This is a genomic window from Paenibacillus sp. FSL H7-0756 (genome assembly GCF_038006765.1).
Taxonomy (GTDB): domain Bacteria; phylum Bacillota; class Bacilli; order Paenibacillales; family Paenibacillaceae; genus Paenibacillus_AQ.
Map to the genome: position 1 here is coordinate 867,321 of NZ_JBBOVT010000003.1, position 19,945 is coordinate 887,265.

General features: G+C 58.2%; 16 protein-coding genes. 14 read left to right on the top strand and 2 right to left on the bottom strand.

All coding sequences use genetic code 11. The features are described 5' to 3' along the window. Positions 1 to 80: 80 nt before the first annotated feature. Together NST04_RS29895 and abc-f are read right to left on the bottom strand one after the other, a co-directional pair. Positions 81 to 554 carry an ASCH domain-containing protein gene (locus NST04_RS29895; RefSeq protein WP_341187481.1) on the bottom strand — a complete coding sequence of 158 codons (474 nt, stop codon included), beginning with the start codon at positions 552 to 554 and terminating at the stop codon, positions 81 to 83. A 94-nt stretch (positions 555 to 648) separates the two neighbouring features. After that, positions 649 to 2,589, bottom strand: coding sequence for a ribosomal protection-like ABC-F family protein (abc-f, locus tag NST04_RS29900; RefSeq protein ID WP_341187482.1), 1,941 nt, complete (start codon positions 2,587 to 2,589; stop codon positions 649 to 651). Between the two features lie 456 nt (positions 2,590 to 3,045). Between abc-f and NST04_RS29905 the strand changes: the two genes are divergently transcribed. From NST04_RS29905 to NST04_RS29970, 14 genes are all read left to right on the top strand, one after another. After that, complete coding sequence (locus NST04_RS29905; RefSeq protein WP_036696174.1) at positions 3,046 to 3,423, top strand: PH domain-containing protein; 378 nt, start codon at positions 3,046 to 3,048, stop codon at positions 3,421 to 3,423. A 224-nt stretch (positions 3,424 to 3,647) separates the two neighbouring features. Beyond that, positions 3,648 to 5,225, top strand: a complete 1,578-nt coding sequence (gene ggt, locus NST04_RS29910; protein WP_341187483.1) for a gamma-glutamyltransferase — start codon at positions 3,648 to 3,650, stop codon at positions 5,223 to 5,225. 231 nt (positions 5,226 to 5,456) lie between these two features. Then, on the top strand, positions 5,457 to 6,704 hold the full coding sequence (locus NST04_RS29915; RefSeq protein ID WP_341188087.1) for an amidase: 1,248 nt from the start codon (positions 5,457 to 5,459) through the stop codon (positions 6,702 to 6,704). Between the two features lie 671 nt (positions 6,705 to 7,375). Continuing rightward, positions 7,376 to 8,950, top strand: a complete 1,575-nt coding sequence (locus NST04_RS29920; protein ID WP_341187484.1) for a PucR family transcriptional regulator — start codon at positions 7,376 to 7,378, stop codon at positions 8,948 to 8,950. A gap of 43 nt (positions 8,951 to 8,993) precedes the next feature. Next, on the top strand, positions 8,994 to 9,623 hold the full coding sequence (locus NST04_RS29925) for an NTP transferase domain-containing protein (protein WP_341187485.1): 630 nt from the start codon (positions 8,994 to 8,996) through the stop codon (positions 9,621 to 9,623). Positions 9,624 to 9,835: 212 nt separating this feature from the next. Continuing rightward, the gene (locus NST04_RS29930; RefSeq protein ID WP_341187486.1) at positions 9,836 to 11,011 is read left to right on the top strand and encodes a BMP family ABC transporter substrate-binding protein; all 1,176 of its coding nucleotides are present in this window, start codon (positions 9,836 to 9,838) and stop codon (positions 11,009 to 11,011) included. Positions 11,012 to 11,121: 110 nt separating this feature from the next. Continuing rightward, the gene (locus tag NST04_RS29935; RefSeq protein WP_341187487.1) at positions 11,122 to 12,654 is read left to right on the top strand and encodes an ABC transporter ATP-binding protein; all 1,533 of its coding nucleotides are present in this window, start codon (positions 11,122 to 11,124) and stop codon (positions 12,652 to 12,654) included. Next, a complete protein-coding gene (locus tag NST04_RS29940; protein WP_341187488.1) occupies positions 12,651 to 13,766 on the top strand; it encodes an ABC transporter permease in 1,116 nt (371 codons plus the stop codon). Before NST04_RS29935 ends, NST04_RS29940 begins: the two co-directional genes overlap by 4 nt. A 30-nt stretch (positions 13,767 to 13,796) precedes the next feature. Beyond that, on the top strand, positions 13,797 to 14,726 hold the full coding sequence (locus tag NST04_RS29945) for an ABC transporter permease (RefSeq protein ID WP_341187489.1): 930 nt from the start codon (positions 13,797 to 13,799) through the stop codon (positions 14,724 to 14,726). Positions 14,727 to 14,778: 52 nt separating this feature from the next. After that, on the top strand, positions 14,779 to 15,297 hold the full coding sequence (gene uraD, locus NST04_RS29950) for a 2-oxo-4-hydroxy-4-carboxy-5-ureidoimidazoline decarboxylase (protein ID WP_341187490.1): 519 nt from the start codon (positions 14,779 to 14,781) through the stop codon (positions 15,295 to 15,297). 40 nt (positions 15,298 to 15,337) lie between these two features. Next, the gene (gene uraH / locus NST04_RS29955; RefSeq protein WP_341188088.1) at positions 15,338 to 15,733 is read left to right on the top strand and encodes a hydroxyisourate hydrolase; all 396 of its coding nucleotides are present in this window, start codon (positions 15,338 to 15,340) and stop codon (positions 15,731 to 15,733) included. 61 nt (positions 15,734 to 15,794) lie between these two features. Then, complete coding sequence (gene allB, locus NST04_RS29960; protein ID WP_341187491.1) at positions 15,795 to 17,192, top strand: allantoinase AllB; 1,398 nt, start codon at positions 15,795 to 15,797, stop codon at positions 17,190 to 17,192. Then, the gene (locus NST04_RS29965; protein ID WP_341187492.1) at positions 17,189 to 18,550 is read left to right on the top strand and encodes a Zn-dependent hydrolase; all 1,362 of its coding nucleotides are present in this window, start codon (positions 17,189 to 17,191) and stop codon (positions 18,548 to 18,550) included. The genes allB and NST04_RS29965 overlap by 4 nt, the downstream gene beginning before the upstream one ends. An 83-nt stretch (positions 18,551 to 18,633) precedes the next feature. Next, entirely contained in the window at positions 18,634 to 19,866 is a 1,233-nt protein-coding gene (locus NST04_RS29970) for a pyridoxal-phosphate-dependent aminotransferase family protein (protein ID WP_341187493.1), read from the top strand. The last annotated feature ends 79 nt before the right edge of the window (positions 19,867 to 19,945 follow it).

Consider the following 19,945-nt stretch of genomic DNA (forward strand, 5'->3'; position numbering starts at 1 on the left):
CGCTACTACTAACTGCACATATACAATGAAGGCTGCCTTTTCGTAGTGAAGAAGCAGCCTTTTTAAATATATAATTAATATTACAATTCGTTGTTAATATGCACCAGCCGGAAGTTCTCACAGACCACCCGCATATCCGGGTCAAAAGGCTTGCCCTCACACTCCAGCTCCCTGGTGAAGAACACCTCATGCTCGTAGCGCCAGGATTCGAGGCTGCGGTCATCCTCCCCTTCGGAGTAGGCGAATTCAGCGGTTACCTCAGCGAACGGAACAACCTCCACCTTCGTCGTCTCAATAATCGCGCGCGGCTGCCCTGTGCTGTCCAGCAGGACGGATAATCCGCCTGTAAAAGGCATGCTCAGCCCCTGAGCCTTAATTAGCTCATAATTCTGCGCGGTTCCTGTCTTGATTCCTTTCAGCACCAGATCCAGCAGCTCATCTGCCAGCCGGGGATTGTCGCCGAACGCCCAGGCGCTGTCGAATTTGTCTGCCGCTTCCGGGTGCTTCACCAGATAACTCTCCCAATATTTTGAAATTTCCGGGGTTAATGTCATTACGGTCACCTCTATCTTAGATTTGTAAGTGTATATTCATTGATCGTGAAGCAAAGCCGATTCCAGTTGGGCGAGGACGGGAGAGCAGTGCAGATCAGTCCGCTTCGCTTAACCAACTGCTATACAGGCCATCGAGCTTCTGCTGCGCAGCATCTCTCATTTCTTGCAGCCCGGCCAGCTTCTGTGCATTGCTCGACAGCTGAGGGTCCAGCATTTCGGCATCGATAAGAGCAAGCTGTGCTTCCGCTGCGGCAATGTCCTGCTCCCACGAAGCCGCCGGACGCTTCTTGCGGTCCGGACTGGCAGGGCCGGATGGTGATGCTTCTGCCCGCCCGCCTACAGAGCGGGGCTTGCCGGTGCCGCCTCCGGAAGATACCGGCTGCGGCATCTCTTGCCGCTGGGCGGCTTCGGCCTGCTTTTCCTTATAGTATTCGTAGTTGCCCGGGAAGGAGGAGAAGCGTCCGCCGTCAATATGCCAGAGCTTGCCGAAGCAGCGGTTGATGAAGTAACGGTCATGGGATACCGCCAGCACGGTGCCGGGGAACTCCTCCAGCGCTTCCTCCAGCGCCTCGCGGGAATCGATATCCAGATGGTTGGTCGGCTCATCCAGAATCAGCAGATTCGGCCTCTTGTGCATCAGGACCGCGAAGCGCAGCCGGGTCCATTCTCCACCTGAGAGGTTAGTGATGCTCTTGAAGACATCGCTGCCGTAGAAAAGGAAGCGGGCCAGCTGGCCGCGGGCTTCGCCTTCTTCAAGTCCGGCCTCCTCGCGGAAATAACGCAGCACGGAGTGGCCGCCCTCCTCCGGCACAGCTTCCTGGGCCAGATAACCGACGACAGCTCTGGAAGCAAGCGTACAGATCCCGCTATCCGGTGTCTCCTGGCCGAGGATGATCTTCAGCAGGGTGCTTTTGCCTGCTCCGTTGCCGCCGATCAGTGCCGTGGTCTCGCCGTATCGCAGAATATCGCTGGCGGCTGAGAAGAGCCTGCGGTCCCCGTAAGACTTGCTGATCTGGTCCAGGATAACGACCTGGTTGCCGGTCCGGTCCTCCTGCTGGAGCTGCAGATCCATGGATTTCCGCTCCAGAATCGGGCGTTTGACCTTGACCATCCGGTCCAGCGCCTTCTGCATGGAAGCTGCCCGGCGGGGGAACGAAACGTTCTGCGGATTCAGCTTTCCCCATTCAATCAGCCTTTTGATACTCTCCTGCATCTGCTTGATCTTCTTCTGCTGCTCCTGATAATCGGCGAACTGCTGAAGGAGCCGTGCTTCCTTCTCTACCTGATAGCCGCTGTAGTTCGTATGGAAGGTGAAAGCCTCCCCGTCTTCAATCTCAATGACCTTCTTCACCACGGCATCCAGGAAATAACGGTCATGGGAGATTGCCAGAACCGTGCCATCATAGCTCTGGAGGAACTTCTCCAGCCACTCGATAGCCTCCATGTCCAGATGGTTGGTCGGCTCATCGAGCAGCAGGATGTCGGGACGGCGCAGCAGCAGCTCGGCCAGCCCTACCTTGGTCTTCTCTCCGCCGGAGAGGGAGGAGAAGCGGCGGTCGTACTGCTCCGTTCCAATCCCCAGCCCTGAGGCTACACGCTGGATCGAGGCTTCCAGCTCATAGCCGCCTGCCGCCTCGAACTTCTCCTGTAGGGTGCCGTATTCCTTAAGCAGCCGGTTCCAGGCCTGCTCGTCTTCGCCCGCACCGGAGGATGACATCTCCTGCTCCAGCTCCCGCAGGCGGCGCTGCCAGCCGAGCTGCTCCGCGAAGCTGCGCTGGAGGACGGCATAGACCGTCTCGCTCTCGTTCACCTCCTGAATCTGGGCAAGCAGGCCGATGACGCTGCCCCGGCGGATGGAGAGCTGCCCTTGGTCCGGGCGTTCTTCCCCGCTGAGCAAGTGGAAGAGGGTGGTTTTGCCGCAGCCGTTGCGGCCGATCAGGCCGATTTTTTCGCCTTGGCGGATATCGAAGGTGACATCGCTCAGGACGAGCTGGGCACCGTGGTATTTTTGGATATTTTGACATGAGATAATCATCGTTAGGCTCCTTTTATTAGAATGCTCTTTGCTCTCCCGCTTCAATTTATCCGAAATATCCGTTTAAAAGCACATAAAAAGGCCGCAGGGAAATTTCCCCACGGCCTGAGAATTCTTCGGGTTAAGACATCCGTTGAAGTGTAGGCGAGAAAGGCATTTCACAATGTTGTAGTGTTATTAAGTTCGTGTAAATGGACAGACTTCTCCCGTTGTCCGATTTTACATGAACGATGCCCGCCATAATATTAATCAGCCGGCTGCTAACACTGTTGGTCCGATTGTGATCCATTCTCCTACACCTCCTTTTTGATAAATTTAAAGCTAGTGTAACCAAAAATCCCGAAATAAGCAAGGGAGAAATGTTCTCTCCAGACATAAAAGTATGGTTCTGCAAGTAGTATGAAGTGTGGCGAAGGGGCGTTGCCCTTATACCGGCTGCGGGAAAAGAGGAGAGCTATGGCGATTTTTAACGGATTACTGGGTAATGCGACCCAGGTTGAGCTGGGAGAGGTGCAGCGGGAATACGGACGGATTCTTGCTCCGAATGAAAAGATTGAGCGCGCCTATAAGCTGGTCCGGGACATGTTTATTTTTACAGACAAGCGGCTGATTCTTGTAGACAAGCAGGGGATGACCGGCAAAAAAACCGAATACCACTCTGTTCCTTACAAAAGCATCACCCATTACTCTGTGGAGACGGCGGGGCATTTCGACCTGGATGCGGAGCTGTGCCTATATATCTCGGGCGCTGGGCTGCCGCTGAAGAAAACCTTCAACAAATCGGTCGATATCTATGAAGTGCAGGCTGTGCTGTCGCAATATATCCTGAAATGAGGGGAGCGCGCAGACAGGGCGTACTAAGGCTGTAGCCTGCTGCAGCTCCATATAACAGACGGACAGAATGGATGCCAGGCCTGGGCCTGCTTCCATTCTGAAATTTGTGCATGGCTCACAAAATAAGCGGCAGCAAATGTACGGTCCTGCGGAAGCCGTTGACAGGGGCTCCGGGCCTGCTGTTAAATGACACTAACTTAAGCGGCAGGGAAGGGAGGCGGAACATGGGGAGAGGACCGGTGACCGGAACGAAGACGATGGTGGTCAGCCCGCATTATCTGGCCTCGGCAGCGGGCGCGCAAGTATTGGCCAAAGGCGGCAACGCCTATGATGCGGCCGTTGCAGTCAGCGCGGCGCTGGCTGTGGTCTACCCGCATATGACCGGGCTCGGCGGCGACGCCTTTTGGCTGGGGTACAGCGCCAGTGAAGGGCGCGTGCGGGCTTACAACGGCAGCGGACGCTCGGGCTACGCCGTCCGCCGGGACTGCTATGCCGGGGAGGAGGCCATTCCCCGGCGGGGTGTGCGCAGCGCCATTACGGTGCCCGGAATGGCGGATAGCTGGGAAGCCGTCCAGCGGGAGTATGGACGGCTGACCCTGGCCGAGGTGCTGGAGCCGGCTATCGGCTACAGCACCGGGGGCTTTCCGCTGTCGCCGGACCAGCATGGCGGCAGCGTTCTGGCCGGAGCCGCGCTGTCGCCTGAAGCGGCGGCGGTGTATCTTCCCGGCGGCCGGATACCGGCGGCGGGAGAGCGGTTTGTGCAGCGGCAGCTGGCCGGGACGCTGCGGGCGCTTGCGGCGGGAGGCCGGGATGCTTTTTATAAAGGGAGCATTGCTGAAGAGATTAGTAATTATATGCAGGCTTCCGGCGGGTACCTGACCCGCGATGATTTCGCGGACCATCAGGGGAGTTGGGAGGAGCCCCTCCAGACGCACTATCATGGGCATACCGTCTATCAGGTTCCACCGAACTCGCAGGGCTTCACCGCGCTCATAGCGCTTAATATCCTGGAGCATTCTAACTTCGCGGAGATCAGGCACGGCTCCTATGAGTATTATCATCAGCTGGTGGAGGCGCTGAAGCTGAGCTTCCGTGACCGCGACCAGGTGCTCACCGACCCGACCTTCAGCAGCATTCCGCTGGACCGTCTGCTGAGTAAGCCCTATGCGGCACAACTCGCGGCGTCAATTTCTCCCCGTAAGGCGCTTGCTCTTAGCAGCGAACCGGTTGGAAGGGATACGGCTTACGCAGCGGTGGTGGATGAAGAGGGCAATGCCGTCTCGTTCATCCAGAGTCTGTATTTCGAATTCGGGTCGGGGGTGATGGCCGGGAATACGGGAATTCTGCTCCAGAACCGCGGGTCCTTCTTCTCGCTTGATCCCGCCCATGTCAATACGCTGGAGCCGCATAAGCGCACCTTCCACACGCTGATGCCGGCGATGGCCTGCCGGGACGGGAAGCCGGCTTATCTCTATGGTACGCAGGGCGGTGAAGGACAACCGCAGACGCAGACCCTGCTGCTCACGCGCATGCTTCACTATGGGATGGACCCGCAGACTGCGGTGAGCGAACCGCGCTTCGTCTGGGGCAGAACCTGGGGGGAGCCGACCCAGGAGCTGCGGATCGAGAACCGGGTAGCGGAAGCCGTACGGTTAGAGCTGGCGGAGGCGGGGCATCTTGTCCGTGAAGCGCAGAGCTATGACGGGGTGATGGGGCACGCCCATGCGATCTCGATTGATGGCAACGGCTACCGCAGCGGGGGGACGGACCCCCGCTCTGATGGAGCGGCTATCGGGTGGTAGAGGGGATCGCTTACCGAAGGTTTGCCCCGCCCCGATCAGGGTGTAAAGGGGATGCTTAAGGGAGGCATAATTGCAATCTCTACAACTAAATCCTCAAATGTGCCGCCGAATGCTCGGCTTAAACGCAGCTTTATCCCTTACTTGCTCTACTAGAAGAGGGGGGAAGGCAGAATGATTAAGGAGATAAGGATAGAATAATCCGGTTGGTCCGGGAGGGAGAGGGTGGAGCACATGATTCTTGATAACCGGCACGGTGCATTCCGGGTCCCGGAGCTGGAGATTCCCGGCAGCGGGCACGGGGCATTGCATGGCCTGACCTTCACGGTAAAAGATGTCTTTGCGGTGGCGGGGCACCGCTCTTCCGCCGGTAACCCGGACTGGCTGCGCAGCCACGAACCGGCGGCCTCTCATGCAACTGCTGTACGCAGACTGCTGGAAGCGGGAGCCACGCTGCAGGGGGCTGCCCATACGGATGAGCTGATGTACAGCCTTGGCGGAGAGAACTATCATTACGGCACCCCGGTGAATCCGCACGGGGAGAACCGGATTCCCGGCGGCTCGTCCAGCGGATCAGCGGTAGCTGTGGCCTCAGGGAGCGTGGATTTTGCCCTCGGTACGGATACGGGCGGCTCTATCCGGGTTCCTTCGGCTTATTGCGGTGTATTCGGCTATCGTCCGACCCACGGGGCGGTATCCTCGGAGGGAGTTATTCCGCTGGCCCCGGCTTTTGACACCGTGGGCTGGATCGCAGTAAGCGCGGAGCTGCTGCTGAAGGTGGGGCGCATTCTGCTCGGGTCTGTGGACAGCGGCGTAGTTAACCAGGGCATGGAGTATAGTATGGAGCAGAGCGGCGGTGAGAAGGTAGACAAGTGTGCCAGTGACCTTCGAATGTCCCGGATGTTCACCGCCCCGGAAGGCTGGGCGCTTGTGGAGCAGGACTGTGCAGATTACCTGAGGCGGGGGCTGGACAAGCTTCAGGCCGGCGCTTCGCTACAGGCTGCTGAAGCCGTGGTTGCCCCTGAAGGCTTGAAGACCTGGATGGACGCCTTCCGTGAGCTGCAAGGTGCCGAAATCTGGGCAACCCATGGGGAGTGGATCGGGCGGGAGCAGCCGGTCTTCGGGCCGGATATTGCCGCCCGGTTCGCTTGGGCGGCGGGGCTGGCCGGGGCGGATCACAGCCCGGCCGCTATGCTGCGCAGCCTGATCACTCAGCGGCTGCGGGTGCTGCTCGGGAAGGACGGCTGTCTCGTCCTTCCGACCGTGCCGGGTCCGGCCCCGCTGCGCGGCGCCGGACCCGGGCAGCTGGAGCGGAGCCGCAGCAGCGCCATGATGCTCAGCTGCCTGGCCGGACTGGCCGGGCTGCCGCAGGTTACGCTGCCGGTGCCCGGCCCCGGCGGACTGCCGCTGGGACTGTCCGTCATCGGCGGGCACGGACAAGATCTCCGGCTCCTGTCATGGATACAGGAGGTATGGAAATAGGATGTTACAGCCCTGGTTCTCTGAACGAAGAGAACCAGGGCTTTTTGCTGATTACCCAATGTATGCGGAAAACAATATCCAATTGTAATCGGAAAACCGATTACATTGGGCGGTGCGAGGACTGACGGAGCGATTGTAATCGGAAAACCGATTACATCGTGCGGCGCGGTGGCAGACAGAGCGATTGTAATCGGAAAACCGATTATATCGGGCGGTGCGAGGACTGACGGAGCGATTGTAATCAGAAAACCGATTACATCGGGTGGCGCGGTGGCAGACGGGGCGATTGTAATCGGAAAACCGATTGCATTGGGCGGTGCGAGGACTGACGGAGCGATTGTAATCGGAAAACCGATTACATCGTGCGGCGCGGTGGCAGACGGGGCGATTGTAATCGGAAAACCGATTACATTGGGCGGTGCGGGGGTGCGTGGGCCAAATTTACGCGAAAGACAGCATCCATTCTTCAGCTGCGAAGATACATGGGCAATTATGCAGCTCCAAGGGACCAAATTAGGGTTACTACCGTTTCATATGTTATATTACATAACACAAAAAAGCCTAATTCTAACTTTTCTCTTTCCAACAGCGGTCATTTTATCTATAATGTTACATAAAGTAACATATGAATCGAGTGAACCTATTATGAAGGTAGAGAAGGAGGGGTGGCTATGCATCTTACAGTGGAAGAAGCGTTGTCCATTTATCCTTTATCCGAAGCGAAGCTGATTGCCGGGTCCAAGGGGAAGCACAGGATTGTGAAATCGATCAATGTCATGGATGCTCCCGATATTTCGGACTGGATCAAGGAAGGGGAAATGCTGCTGACCACAGCCTATCTGATCAAGGACAGCCCGGAGGAAGCTTCGGCATTGCTGCAGATGTTGAACCGGCGCGGTTCAGCAGGGCTGGGTATTAAGCTGGGCCGGTTCTGGGAGGCTGTGCCGCCGCCCTTGATTGCGGAAGCAGAGCAGCTGAATTTCCCGCTGATTGAGCTGCCGTTCCAGTTCACCTTCTCCGACCAGATGAACGGCTTGTTCCGCGCGGAGCTGTCGCGCAGTGTGGGCACCCTGCAGAGCATGATGGAGAAGCAGCGGCTGCTGATGCGTCTTGCCTTGCGTTCCGGCCGCAGCCGTCCGCTGCTGGACACCGTCTCGGAGATCATCGGTTATCCGCTGGCTGTAATCAGCAACCGGGGAACGGTAGTATTCAACAACTCGGGGTACACCGAAAGTGAGCAACTGGAAGGTTGGCCCTGGCCGCCACGCAATCAGCGCTTCCGTCTCGGCGAAGGCACCGGCTACCGGCTTCCGCTGCTGCAGGCCGGGAAATGCCTGGGTTACCTTCATTATTGCGATATTGATCCCTTGCTGCTGCCCGTGGAGGAAAGTCTGTTCGTCCAGGGGGCAGAGCTGATTTCTTATCATATGCATACCGGGCTGGAGGATTATTTCGAGCAGGCCGGACACCGTGAATTCAGCGGGCTGCTGCGGCGGTTCCTGAAGGACGGGCTGAAATACGCTGAGCTGGCACAGGCAGCGCTCCGGCTGGAGATTACGCTGCTTGAGGCCCCGTTTCAACTGCTGCTTACCGATGTGGCTGCTGCGGGAGAAGCCCGGCAGGGAGAGCTGCTGCGGCTGAAGGAGGAGTATTCGGAGCATCCGGTGCTGCATGGCCTGCAGGCGGTCCACTTCCTGGTGGAAGAGGGACTGGTGTCGCTGTATCCGGCCGGGCCGCATCAGCCCGAGGAGTTCCGGGCACTGATTCAGGAATGCTTCGACAACCTGAAGTTCGATAAAGGTTATTATCCGCAGGCCGCTGTCAGCAGTGTGAAGCAGAAGCCGGAGGGGCTGAAGGAAGCTTTTGCCGAGATAAAGGAATGTATGGACATGGCCCGTCAGTGGGGCGCGCACGGAAATGTGGTGCATTACCGCCAGCTGGAGCTTGATCTGCTGCTGAGCAAGATTCCGGCAGAGACCATGGAGCGCTACTATAGCGGCAGCCTGCGGGGACTGCTTAGCCGTGAGCCTGAATATGTTAAGGAGATGCTCCACACGCTGGAGGTCTACCTGGAGAATGACGGCCATGTGAACGAGACGGCCAAGAAGCTGTTCATTCATCGCAATACGGCCACTTACCGGATTGAGAAGCTCAGTGAGCTGCTGGATGTCGATTTCAAAAAAATCAATGATCTCATGAAGCTGAAGCTGGTATTCCTGTTCCGCAGAATGCTGGAGCGAGAATAACAGCCGTCCATGAGCAGATTGCCAAAAAAAGGAGTGGAGAACAATGAAGGTGGCCGGAATCTTTTTGGCGGCAGGCCGCAGTAATGGAGCAGGGGCCTCGGAAGGTTCTCTGAACAGGGCAGGCGCGGGTTCAGCCAGTGCGGCGATGCTCAGTGAGCTGGAGAACTGCGGGCTTGCGCCGCTGGTTGTTGTGGTTCGCGCGGATGATCCTTTGAGCTGGCTGCCGCCTGCCGGGAAGGCGGACAATATGCGGCGGATTGAGACTTGCCTGACGGCCCATTTGGGCCTGTCCTTCTCACTGCGCTGCGGCTTGAATGCTGTTGCTTCGCTTCAGCCGGATGCGGTGGTCATTGCAGCGGCGGATCAGCCGTTTGTGGCGGCAGCTCAGATCCGCCGGTTCATCCAAGCGTATGAGCAGCACCCGGAGCTTGATTATGTCACGAGTGCACAAGAAGGATTGCTGATGCCGCCCACCCTGTTCTCAAGTACGCTGTTCCGCGAACTTCAAGAGCTGGACGATGAAGAGGGCATAGCTGCCATTATGCGGACCAAGGAGTATAAGGGGCTCATCCTGCCTCAAGAGTCTGTTCAGGCGTTCGCAGAGCCCGGGCTGCCGGAGAGCTTCGGAGGGTACCGCAGAGAATGGAGCGTGCGGAGCGGCAACAGACAGTGAATTCGCTATTTTACAAAGTTATGTAAGGTAATATCACATAATTTAAGTTTAATTTGAGATGACTTCGTGCATGGAGCACAAATGTGACCCCTCATCTTATCCACTCACACAAAGCTATGTTATATAAATTTACGTAAGTGCTGCTCCTCAGTATAGTAGAGATACATTAATGGCTGTAGCCATTAGGAGAGATATCCTGGAGGAGGAGAATTATGAAACAAAGGGGTCAGGCATTCAAATTTAGCGTTATTACGATGTTCCTGCTGGCGATGGTTCTGACGGGGTGCGCAAAGAATAATACAGCATCTAATACGGGTGCAGCAGCAACGACAGAGCCTTCGGCGGCAAGTACACCGGCAGGCAGCGAGGCGGCGGCAACCACTGAGCCGGCAGCGAAGAAGCCGACGGTTGCTTTTGTCTATATCGGGCCTCCGGGTGACGGCGGGTATACGTATCAGCATGATCAGGGCCGCCTGTATATGGAGAAGGAGCTTGGGATCAAGGCCGATTTCGTTGAAAATGTACCGGAAAGCGCCGATGCCGAGCGGATCATCACGGAGCTCGCGCAGAATCATGACATCGTGTTCACCACAAGCTTCGGCTATATGGATTTCACCTTGAATGTGGCCGGCAAATTCCCTAACGTGAAGTTCCTGCATGCCTCCGGCTACAAGACAGCCGAGAACATGGGAACCTACTTCGGCAAAAACTATCAGGCAAGCTATCTGTCCGGGATCGCGGCAGGCAAAATGACAAAGAAAAATCATCTGGGCTATGTGGGAGCCTTCCCGATCAGTGAGGTGATCTATAATCTGAACGCCTTCACGCTGGGCGCGCAGAGTGTCAACCCGGCGGTTAAGGTGGATGTGGTGTGGACGAATACCTGGTATGACCCTGCGACGGAACGTCAGGCGGCAATCAGCCTGCTCGACAAAGGGGCGGACGTCCTGCTGGCGTATCAGGATTCACCGGCTACCCTTCAGGCTGCGGCGGAACGGGGAGCTTTTGCCGGGGGAAATGACTCGGATATGAGCAAGTATGCACCGGACAACTACTTAACCAATCCTGTATGGAACTGGGGTCCTTATTATGTAAAAGCTGTACAGTCCGTGATGGACGGAACCTGGAAAAGTGAGCAGTACTCCGGCGATATGGCGGATGGCATGGTGGAGCTGGCACCGTTCGGCAACAAGGTTCCCGAGGATGTGAAGAAGCTGGTGGAGGACGCCAAGGCCAAGATCATCAGCGGCGGGCTGGAGGTATTCACCGGACCGATCTCGGACAACAAGGGCAATGTAACTGTTAAGGACGGCCAGAAGCTGACCCTTGAAGAGGTGCTTGGCATGAACTGGCTGGTCAAAGGTGTCGAGGGCACGATTCCGCAGTAACAGCTGCTGCAACACATCTTCATACAGCACAGCCTTACAGGTGGGGCGGGGTCCGGATACCGGAGCCTTCCCCACCTGTACTATAACTACCCGGAAAGGAGCGTAGCACTATGCAGGACCCTTCGGTTGAAATGCGCGGGATAGTGAAGACATTCGGTGCTGTAACGGCCAGCGATCAAGTTGATTTTTCGGCAAATGCGGGGGAGATTCACGCGCTGCTCGGGGAGAACGGGGCAGGCAAAAGCACAGTCATGAGCATGCTGTCAGGAGTGTACCGGGCGGACGCAGGAGAGATTCTTATTCATGGCAAACCGGCCAGAATCCGTTCCCCGAAGGATGCGGCATTGCTCGGTGTAGGCATGGTCTTTCAGAACTTCAGACTGGTGCAGAGCCTTACAGCGGCGGAGAATATCGTGCTTGGCGAAAAGTCGTCTTTCTGGCGCGGCAGCAAATGGATCAAACGTAAGCATGAAGAGATAGAGGCGCTTGGAGAACGGTTTGGCTTGAAATTTCCCGTCGACCGGCCGATCTGGCAGCTGTCTGTCGGCGAGCAGCAGCGTGTTGAGATTGTCAAAACGCTATACCGCGGGGCAGACATCATCATCCTGGATGAGCCGACTTCGGTGCTGACACCGGGAGAGGCGGAGCAACTGTTCGAGACGCTTCAGGTGATGAAGCAGGCGGGCAAGACGGTGATCATGACCACGCATAAAATGAAGGAGGTCATGGCCTCCTCAGACCGGATCTCCGTGATGCGCAAGGGGAAAATGATTGCTTCGCTGATGACAGGCGAGACGGATGAGCTGGAGCTGGCCCGGCTTATGGTAGGCCGGGAGGTTACGATCAGCCGTCAGGCGCGCGAGGCAACGGCCGGAGAGCCGCTGCTGATCGTCCGCGATCTGGAGGTCGCAGCAGATCATGGCCGCAAGGCGCTGGATGCCCTGTCGCTTACGGTTCATGAAGGCGAAATTGTGGGCGTGGCCGGCGTTGCTGGCAACGGGCAGAAGGAGCTGGCGGAGGTATTGACGGGGCTTAGAGCATGGAGGACGGGCGAGATCCGGTTCGATGGCAGTCCTGTGAAAACAGCTTCGGTAAGAGGAGCGATCGATTCGGGCATCTCGCATGTGCCGGAGAACCGGATGAAGAGCGGTCTGGCCGGACGGCTGGGGTCGGTTGACAACCTGCTGTTCAAGTCTTACCGCAGCGGAGAGCATTCCCGGTTCGGCTTTCTGAAGGCGGCCAGGAACCGCTCCTGGTCGCAGGAACTGGTCCGCCGCTTCAATGTGAAGACGCCGGAGCTGGATACTCCCGTGCAGCAATTGTCCGGCGGGAATCAGCAGAAGCTGCTGTTCGCCCGCGAGGTCAGCCACCGTCCGAAGCTGATGGTGGCCGTGCATCCGACGCAAGGGCTGGATGTCGGCGCAGCGGCAGGGGTGCATGAGCTGCTGATGGAGCTGCGCGGCTCCGGCAGCGGGGTGCTCCTGATCTCCGAGGATCTGGATGAGCTGCTGCAGTTATCCGACCGTATTCTGGTGATCTATGGCGGTTCCATTATAGGCGAGAGTGATCATGAGCAGGCGGACCGGGAACAAATTGGCCTGATGATGGCCGGTATCCGGAGCAGGGAGGGAAGTGCGGTATGAGTCCGAAGCCTGGAAATGAATCTGCAACGCTTCCGCCGCTGGCGGGGCGCAGCGGGAGGTGGTACTCCCTCAGACTGGAATATGATTCAAGCCGTACCCGTTCACCGTGGTGGACGCCTATTCTGTCGGTTGTTCTGGCACTCTTGCTCTGTGCGGTGTTCATCGCCGCTAATGGAATGAGTCCGCTGGTCGTTTACGAGAAAATGTTCCGGGGAGCCTTCGGCACCTCCTACGGCTTCACAGAAACCATGGTCAAGGCGATTCCGCTGCTGCTCTGCGGGCTAGGCATTGCTGTAGCTTACCGGATCTCCGTGTGGAATATCGGGGCGGAAGGCCAGCTGACGGTAGGTGCTATGGCGGCTACTGCGGTGACGATCTATTTCCCCGGCTTGTCTTCCTTCTGGTCCATTACGCTGATGCTGGTTTTCGGTACAGCGGCCGGAGCCTTGTGGGGTCTGATGACGGCGGTGCCGCGAACCCATTTCGGTGTCAATGAGCTGATTACCTCGCTGATGCTGAACTACGTGGCACTGCTGGCTCTGGATTATGTAGTGTTCGGCCCCTGGAAGGACCCGAAGGGGTTCAACTTCCCGGGTTCGCCGATGTTCACGGCCGCCCAGTCCTTGCCAGTGCTTGGAAGCACCCGGCTGCACATCGGGCTGGTATTCGGCCTGGTGGCCGTGCTGATCTATTATCTGATGATCAGGTTCACCCGCTGGGGCTATGAGCTGCGTCTGATCGGCGCCAATCCAACAGCCGCCCGGTATGCGGGCATTCACATCAAGAAGCATATTATCATCGTCATGCTGATCAGCGGCGGTCTTGCCGGGATTGCCGGCATGGCCGAGGTGTCCGGGGTTACGCATAAGCTGATGCAGGGGATCTCCCCGGGCTATGGCTATACGGCGATCATCGTAGCCTGGCTTGCCAAGCTGAACCCGCTGGGCCTGATTGTGACTTCGATTCTGTTCGGCGGCCTGATTGTGGGCGGCTATAGTGTTCAGACGATCGGACTGCCTTCGTCCATATCGGAAATGCTGCAGGGCGCGATCCTGTTCTTCCTGATTGCCGGCGACATGATTCACCGGTTCCGCATCCGCCGGAGCGCATAACAGCATTCTCGTACAGGAGGGAGTTCACTCATGGATTTCACTACACAATTATTAATCGCCGCTATCTCCGCCGGAACACCGCTGCTGCTGGCTACGCTGGGAGGCATTCTGACCGAACGGGCCGGCATTATCCAGCTCGGCGCGGAGGGGCTGATGCTGATGGGGGCAGTGACGACTTGTATCGTCTACATCCGCAGCGGGAATCTCATCCTTGCGCTGCTCTCGGCGGTAGCCATTACCGCTCTTCTGGGTATGGTTCATTCGTTCTTATGTGTCACGCTGAGGGCGAATCAGACGATGTCGGGCCTGGCTATGACGCTGTTCGGCAGCGGGCTTAGCGCTTATGTGGGCAAGTCGATCAGCGGTATTCCGCTTCCCGGCAGTTTGCCAAAGCTGGATCTGGCGGTGCTGAAGCCGGTGCCGGTGCTCGGGGAGCTTTTTGGCAGGCTGGATATGCTGACCTGGTTCAGTCTCCTGCTCGTCCTTGTGCTGCATCTGCTGATTCACCATACCTCGTGGGGGCTGCATCTGCGGGCAGTCGGCGACAATCCGGCTACTGCGGACGTCATGGGGATTCGTGTGCAGCTGATCCGTTACTGCTATGTTACTGCCGGAGCGGCGCTGATTGGTCTTGCCGGTGCGGATATGGTGCTGGCGTATGCGCCGACCTGGAATGAAGGGCTGACCGCCGGGCTGGGCTGGATCGCCGTGGGTCTGGTGATTTTCGCCAGATGGAATCCGCTGCGCGCGCTCTTCTGTGCCTACTTCTTCGGAGCGCTCGATTCGCTGGGCTTCCGTATTCAGCTGCTGGGGAGTGCGGTGCCGTCTTATTTTCTGAAAATGATTCCTTACGTCGTAACCATTCTCGTATTGATGTATCTGGGATACCGCAACCGCAACAAGCCCTCCGGTACGCCGGAGTCGCTGGGAACACCTTATATCCGGGAACAGCGGTTCTAGGCCGGGAGGGCGCAGGCGGCAATATACAAATTAGAGGGATGGAGGCTGGCCTATGACTATACCGGCGGACCGGTTGACTCTGGAGCAGATTAACTCGCTGACAAAAACAGACTTTGTGGAACATCTCGGCGGCATCTTCGAGCATTCGCCTTGGGTAGCAGAGGGGGTGTACAGCAGGCGTCCGTTCGATTCGGTGCAGGAGCTGCATGCTGCCATGATGGAGGTAGCACGGCAGGCGGAGCCGGACCAGGTGCTGGTACTGCTGAGAGCTCACCCGGATCTGGCGACAAGACTTGCTGTCAGTCCGCTCTCGGCGGCTGAGCAGCAGGGGGCCGGACTGGACCGGCTGACCCCGGAGGAATTCGCGCAGCTTACCGGGCTGAACGCCGCATATACTGCGAAATTCCGCTTTCCGTTCATCTTCGCTGTACGGGGCAAAACAAAAGAAGAGATCCTTAGCGCCATCGGTGAGCGTGTGGACCGTCCGCTTATGGAGGAGCAGGAGCAGGCGCTGCTGGAGATTGGTGCAATCACTCGTTTTCGGCTGGAGGATCTGCTGGGGGCGGAATAGAGACGGGTCACTGCATATTATTAGGAGGAAGGTGATGCAAATGTCTGGAATGAACGGACGGCTGAGCACCCATGTGCTGGATCTGTCACAAGGCAAGCCTGCTGCTGGCCTGTCGCTTCAGCTCTGGCGGCTGGATACCGGAGGGCCTGTGCTGCTGCGTGAGGCGGTGACGAATGAGGACGGCAGGCTGGACGCTCCGCTGCTGGCTGGAGAAGAGATGCAGGCCGGAAGCTATGAGCTGTTATTTATGGCCGGTGATTATTTCCGGGGCACTCAGGCTGGTGCGGGAGATCCGGAGACGGAGGAGGGAGCGGGCGCTGTTGTTCCGTTCCTGGACCAGATTCCGATCCGCTTCAATATGCCGGACCCCTCCGCCCATTATCATGTACCGCTGCTGGTTGCACCTGGAGGATACAGCACTTATCGCGGGAGTTAACACGGCAGTTAAGTGAACTGCTGCATCTAATCTTAAGCCAATAGACCGGAGGTGGGCTATCATGAAGGAAGAAGGCTATGAGCTTATCATCAGGAACGGACAGGTGGTTCTGCCCGAAGAAGTCCGCAGGCTTGAGATCGGAGTGAAGGATGGTAAAATCGCTGCACTGGGCGAAGACTTACAGGCCTCGTCCGGGACCAGAATGCTGGATGCGGAAGGACAATACGTGCTGCCCGGTATGATCGACATGCATGTTCACTTCAATGAGCCTGCGCTCGGTCACTGGGAGGGCTTCCGCAGCGGGTCGGCTGCTCTTGCGGCCGGCGGCTGCACCTGTTATGCGGATATGCCGCTGAACGGGAATCCGCCGACGGTGAGTCTGGAGGCGCTCCGGCTGAAGGCGGAGGCCGCAGCCGGGAACTCGGCGGTGGATTACGTGCTGTGGGGCGGACTGGTACCCGGCAATCTGGAAGAGCTGGAGGGACTGGCGGCAGCAGGCGTTACCGGGTTCAAGGCCTTCATCTCGAATCCCGGCGGTGAAGGCCAGGGCCGGTTCCGTGAGGTGGACGATGACACCCTGTATCAGGGGATGCTTCGGATCGCCGCAACCGGCGGGATTCTCGCCCTGCATGCGGAGAGCGAAGCGATAACCTCGGCGCTGGGGGCGGCGGCATTGCGCGCCGGGCGCAGCAGTGCGCGGGATTTTGCGGCTTCGCGCCCTCCGCAAGCGGAGCTGGAGGCTGTAGCCAGGGCGCTGCTGTATAGTGAGCGGACCGGTTGTAAGCTGCACTTCGTCCATATCAGCACAGCGGCAGCCCTGGAGCTGATTCATGAGGCCAAGCTGCGGGGCCTGGATGTGACCGCAGAGACTTGTCCCCATTATCTGATTCTGGATGAAGACAGCATGGAGACCCTTGGGCCGCTGGCCAAATGCGCTCCGCCTCTGCGCAGCAGCAGAGAGCGGGACCGGCTGTGGGAGGCACTTGCTGCGGGGCAGGTGGATCTGGTCGCTTCCGATCATTCCCCCTGTCCGCCCGATTTGAAGCTGGCACCCGGTTTGTCGTTCATGGAAGCCTGGGGCGGAATCTCAGGAGCCCAGAGCAGTCTGGAATTGATGTTCCATGAAGGTGTTCATGTGCGGGGCCTGCCGGTTACGCAGATCTCGGCGCTGCTCTCCGGGCTTCCTGCCCGGCGGTTCGGGCTGGAGGGGCGCAAGGGCTCCATCACGCCGGGGCTGGATGCCGATCTGGTGCTGCTTGATCCAGATGCAGCCTATACCCTGCGTGCAGAGGATCTGTTGTACCGCCACCGGCATAGCCCCTATGTCGGAATGACCTTATCCTGCAAGGTAACGGCAACGATCTGCCGGGGCAATGTTGTCTATACAGCCGCGGAAGGCGTAGTTGCCGGCAGCGGAGGGGAATGGCTGCGGATCAGGCACAGCCAGCCGGGGCTATGAAGCCGGCCGTCCCGCAAGTCCCGGCCGGGGAGCTGCTGAAGCTTCTGGATGAACTCGCAGCCTACAGTGCTCCGGGTCCCGGAGTTACGCGGCTGCTGTATACGCCGGAGTGGCAAGGGGTTCAGCATTTTTTGCAGGAGAGAATGGCTGGACTCGGGCTTGAGGTCCGGATGGATCCGGTGGGGAATGTCTATGGCACACTGGCCGGTTCCCAGGTCAGCGATAAGGTTATCCTGACCGGCTCGCATATCGACACGGTTGTGAACGGCGGACGGTATGACGGCGCTTATGGGGTAGCTGCTGCTGTAACTGCGCTGCGCTATCTTCTTGAGACCTTCGGTCCGCCGCTGCGGACACTTGAGGTGGTATCCTTCTGCGAGGAAGAGGGCAGCCGCTTTCCGCTGACGTTTTGGGGCTCGGGGAATGTAACCGGGCTGTATAACGGGAAGGAATGTATAGACTGCGCAGATGCGGATGGAATCACGCTGGCGGCTGCGATGGCGGCCTGCGGTCTTGGCGGGAGTGAAGGGATGGCCGCTGAAGCTGCGGCGGGTCTGGAGCAGAGTGGCGGAAGCGGGAGTGACGGATGTGAGAGTGAGGGGCCGGAAGCTGGAGCAACGGCGGGTCTGCAGGAAAGCTTCTGGCGCAATAATAGTCCTGTGCGCAGTGATATTGCCGCTTACGTCGAGCTGCATATTGAACAGGGGATTATTCTGGAGCGGACGTCCCGGAGAATCGGGGTTGTGCAGGCCATCGCCGGACAGCGGCGGTATCTTGTCAAGGTCGGCGGGACGGCCAATCATGCAGGGACTACGCCGATGGGGTTAAGACAGGATGCACTGGCTGGTAGTGCGGAGATGCTGCTGGCGCTGGAACGGTCCGCCCTGGCGGAGGGTGATCCGCTGGTAGCCACAACGGGGCGGCTCGAGGTCTATCCGGGTACCTCCAATGTAATTCCCGGCGAAGTGCAGTTCTCGCTGGACATCCGGCATAGCGAAACCGGGGTACTGGAGCGCTTCTGCGCAGCTATCCTGGCAGAGTTCGCAGAGCTTGGCCGCAGGCGCGGCCTGACACTTGAGGTACAGACGCTGCTGGAGACAGCCCCTGCTCCTATGGATCAGGAGCTTCGCACGGCTCTTGAAGAGATCTGTCTCCAGCAGGAGAAGCCTTACCTGAGCATGGTCAGCGGTGCGGGCCATGATGCCCAGTTGTTCGCCCCGCGCTGCCAGTCCGCGATGATCTTCGTGCCCAGTCAAGGCGGGATCAGTCATTCTCCTGCGGAGTACACCTCCCCGGAGGATCTCGCTGCTGGACTGGAAGTGCTGACAGCCATATTATATAGATTAGCTTATGAATAAGAGACGACCAAGCTTCGAGTTGTAATCTCGATTGCGTTTAAAATAGCGAGAACTGATCATTGGAAGTTTGGGGGGAGAGAATCATGAAGCGGTACGAAGATTTGTCGCCGTCCTTGCGGTGCATTATGACCCCCGGTCCCGTGGAGGTTGATCCGCGTGTGCTGCGGGCGATGTCTTATCCGGTGCTGGGACAATTCGATCCTGAATTCACAGAGATCATGAACGAGACGATGGAGATGCTGCGTGAGCTGTTTGCTACCAAGAATCAGTGGGCATATCCGGTAGACGGGACTTCGCGTTCCGGCATTGAGGCGGTGATGGTCAGCCTGATTGCGCCGGGGGACCGGGTGCTGGTTCCGGTCTTTGGCCGTTTCGGCCATTTGCTCCATGAGATTGCTGAACGCTGCGGCGCTGAGGTACTCACGATAGAACAGACCTGGGGCCGGGTTTTTCCCCCGGAAGAGGTGATTGAGGCTATACGGAGCTTCAAGCCGGATGTGGTGGCGATAGTTCACGGCGAGACCTCTACAGGCCGTGTGCAGCCGCTGGCCGGGATCGGGCAGGCCTGTCGGGAGCTGGATGCGCTGCTGATTGTAGACGCGGTGGCGACGATCGGCGGGGTGCCGGTAGAGACGGATGCCTGGATGCTGGATGCCGTGGTCGGAGGAACGCAAAAATGCCTGTCCATCCCTTCAGGTATGGCCCCGGTGACGTATAATGACCGGGCTGAGGCCAAGCTGCTGAAGCGCAAGCAGGTAGAGCGTGGACTTAGAACTGATGCAGCTGCTGTCAGTGAGCTGCCCGTGGTGCGCAGCAATTACCTGGACCTGAGTATGCTGCAGGATTACTGGAGTCCCCGGCGGCTCAATCACCATACGGAGATGACCTCTATGCTATATGCTCTGCGGGAAGGCCTGCGGCTGGTCCTGGAGGAAGGGCTGGAAGCGCGGCATGCCCGGCACAGGTTCCATGAGCAAGCCCTTACTGCCGGACTGTCAGCTATGGGGCTTGCGCTGTACGGGGAGGCGGAGAGCAAGCTGACGGTAGTCACCTGTGTGCTCATTCCGGCGGGCATAGACGGGGAATCCGTCCGTTCCATGCTGCTGCAGCGTTTCGGCATCGAGATCGCCAGCTCCTTCGGGCCGTTACAAGGCCAGATCTGGCGGATCGGTACCATGGGCTTCAGCTGCCGGGAGAATAATGTGCTGCGTCTGCTTGGCGCGATGGAGGCTGTGCTTATCCGCCATGGGTATGCGGTACCTGCCGGACAGGGCGTTCAGGCAGCACTTGACGTATATGAGTCAAAAGTAAGATAATCATACACAATGCGATTTGTTTAAGTGACGGCTTGCGCCCCCTTTAGGGGTGTCAGGGCCGTTTTTGCTAAATAGATAA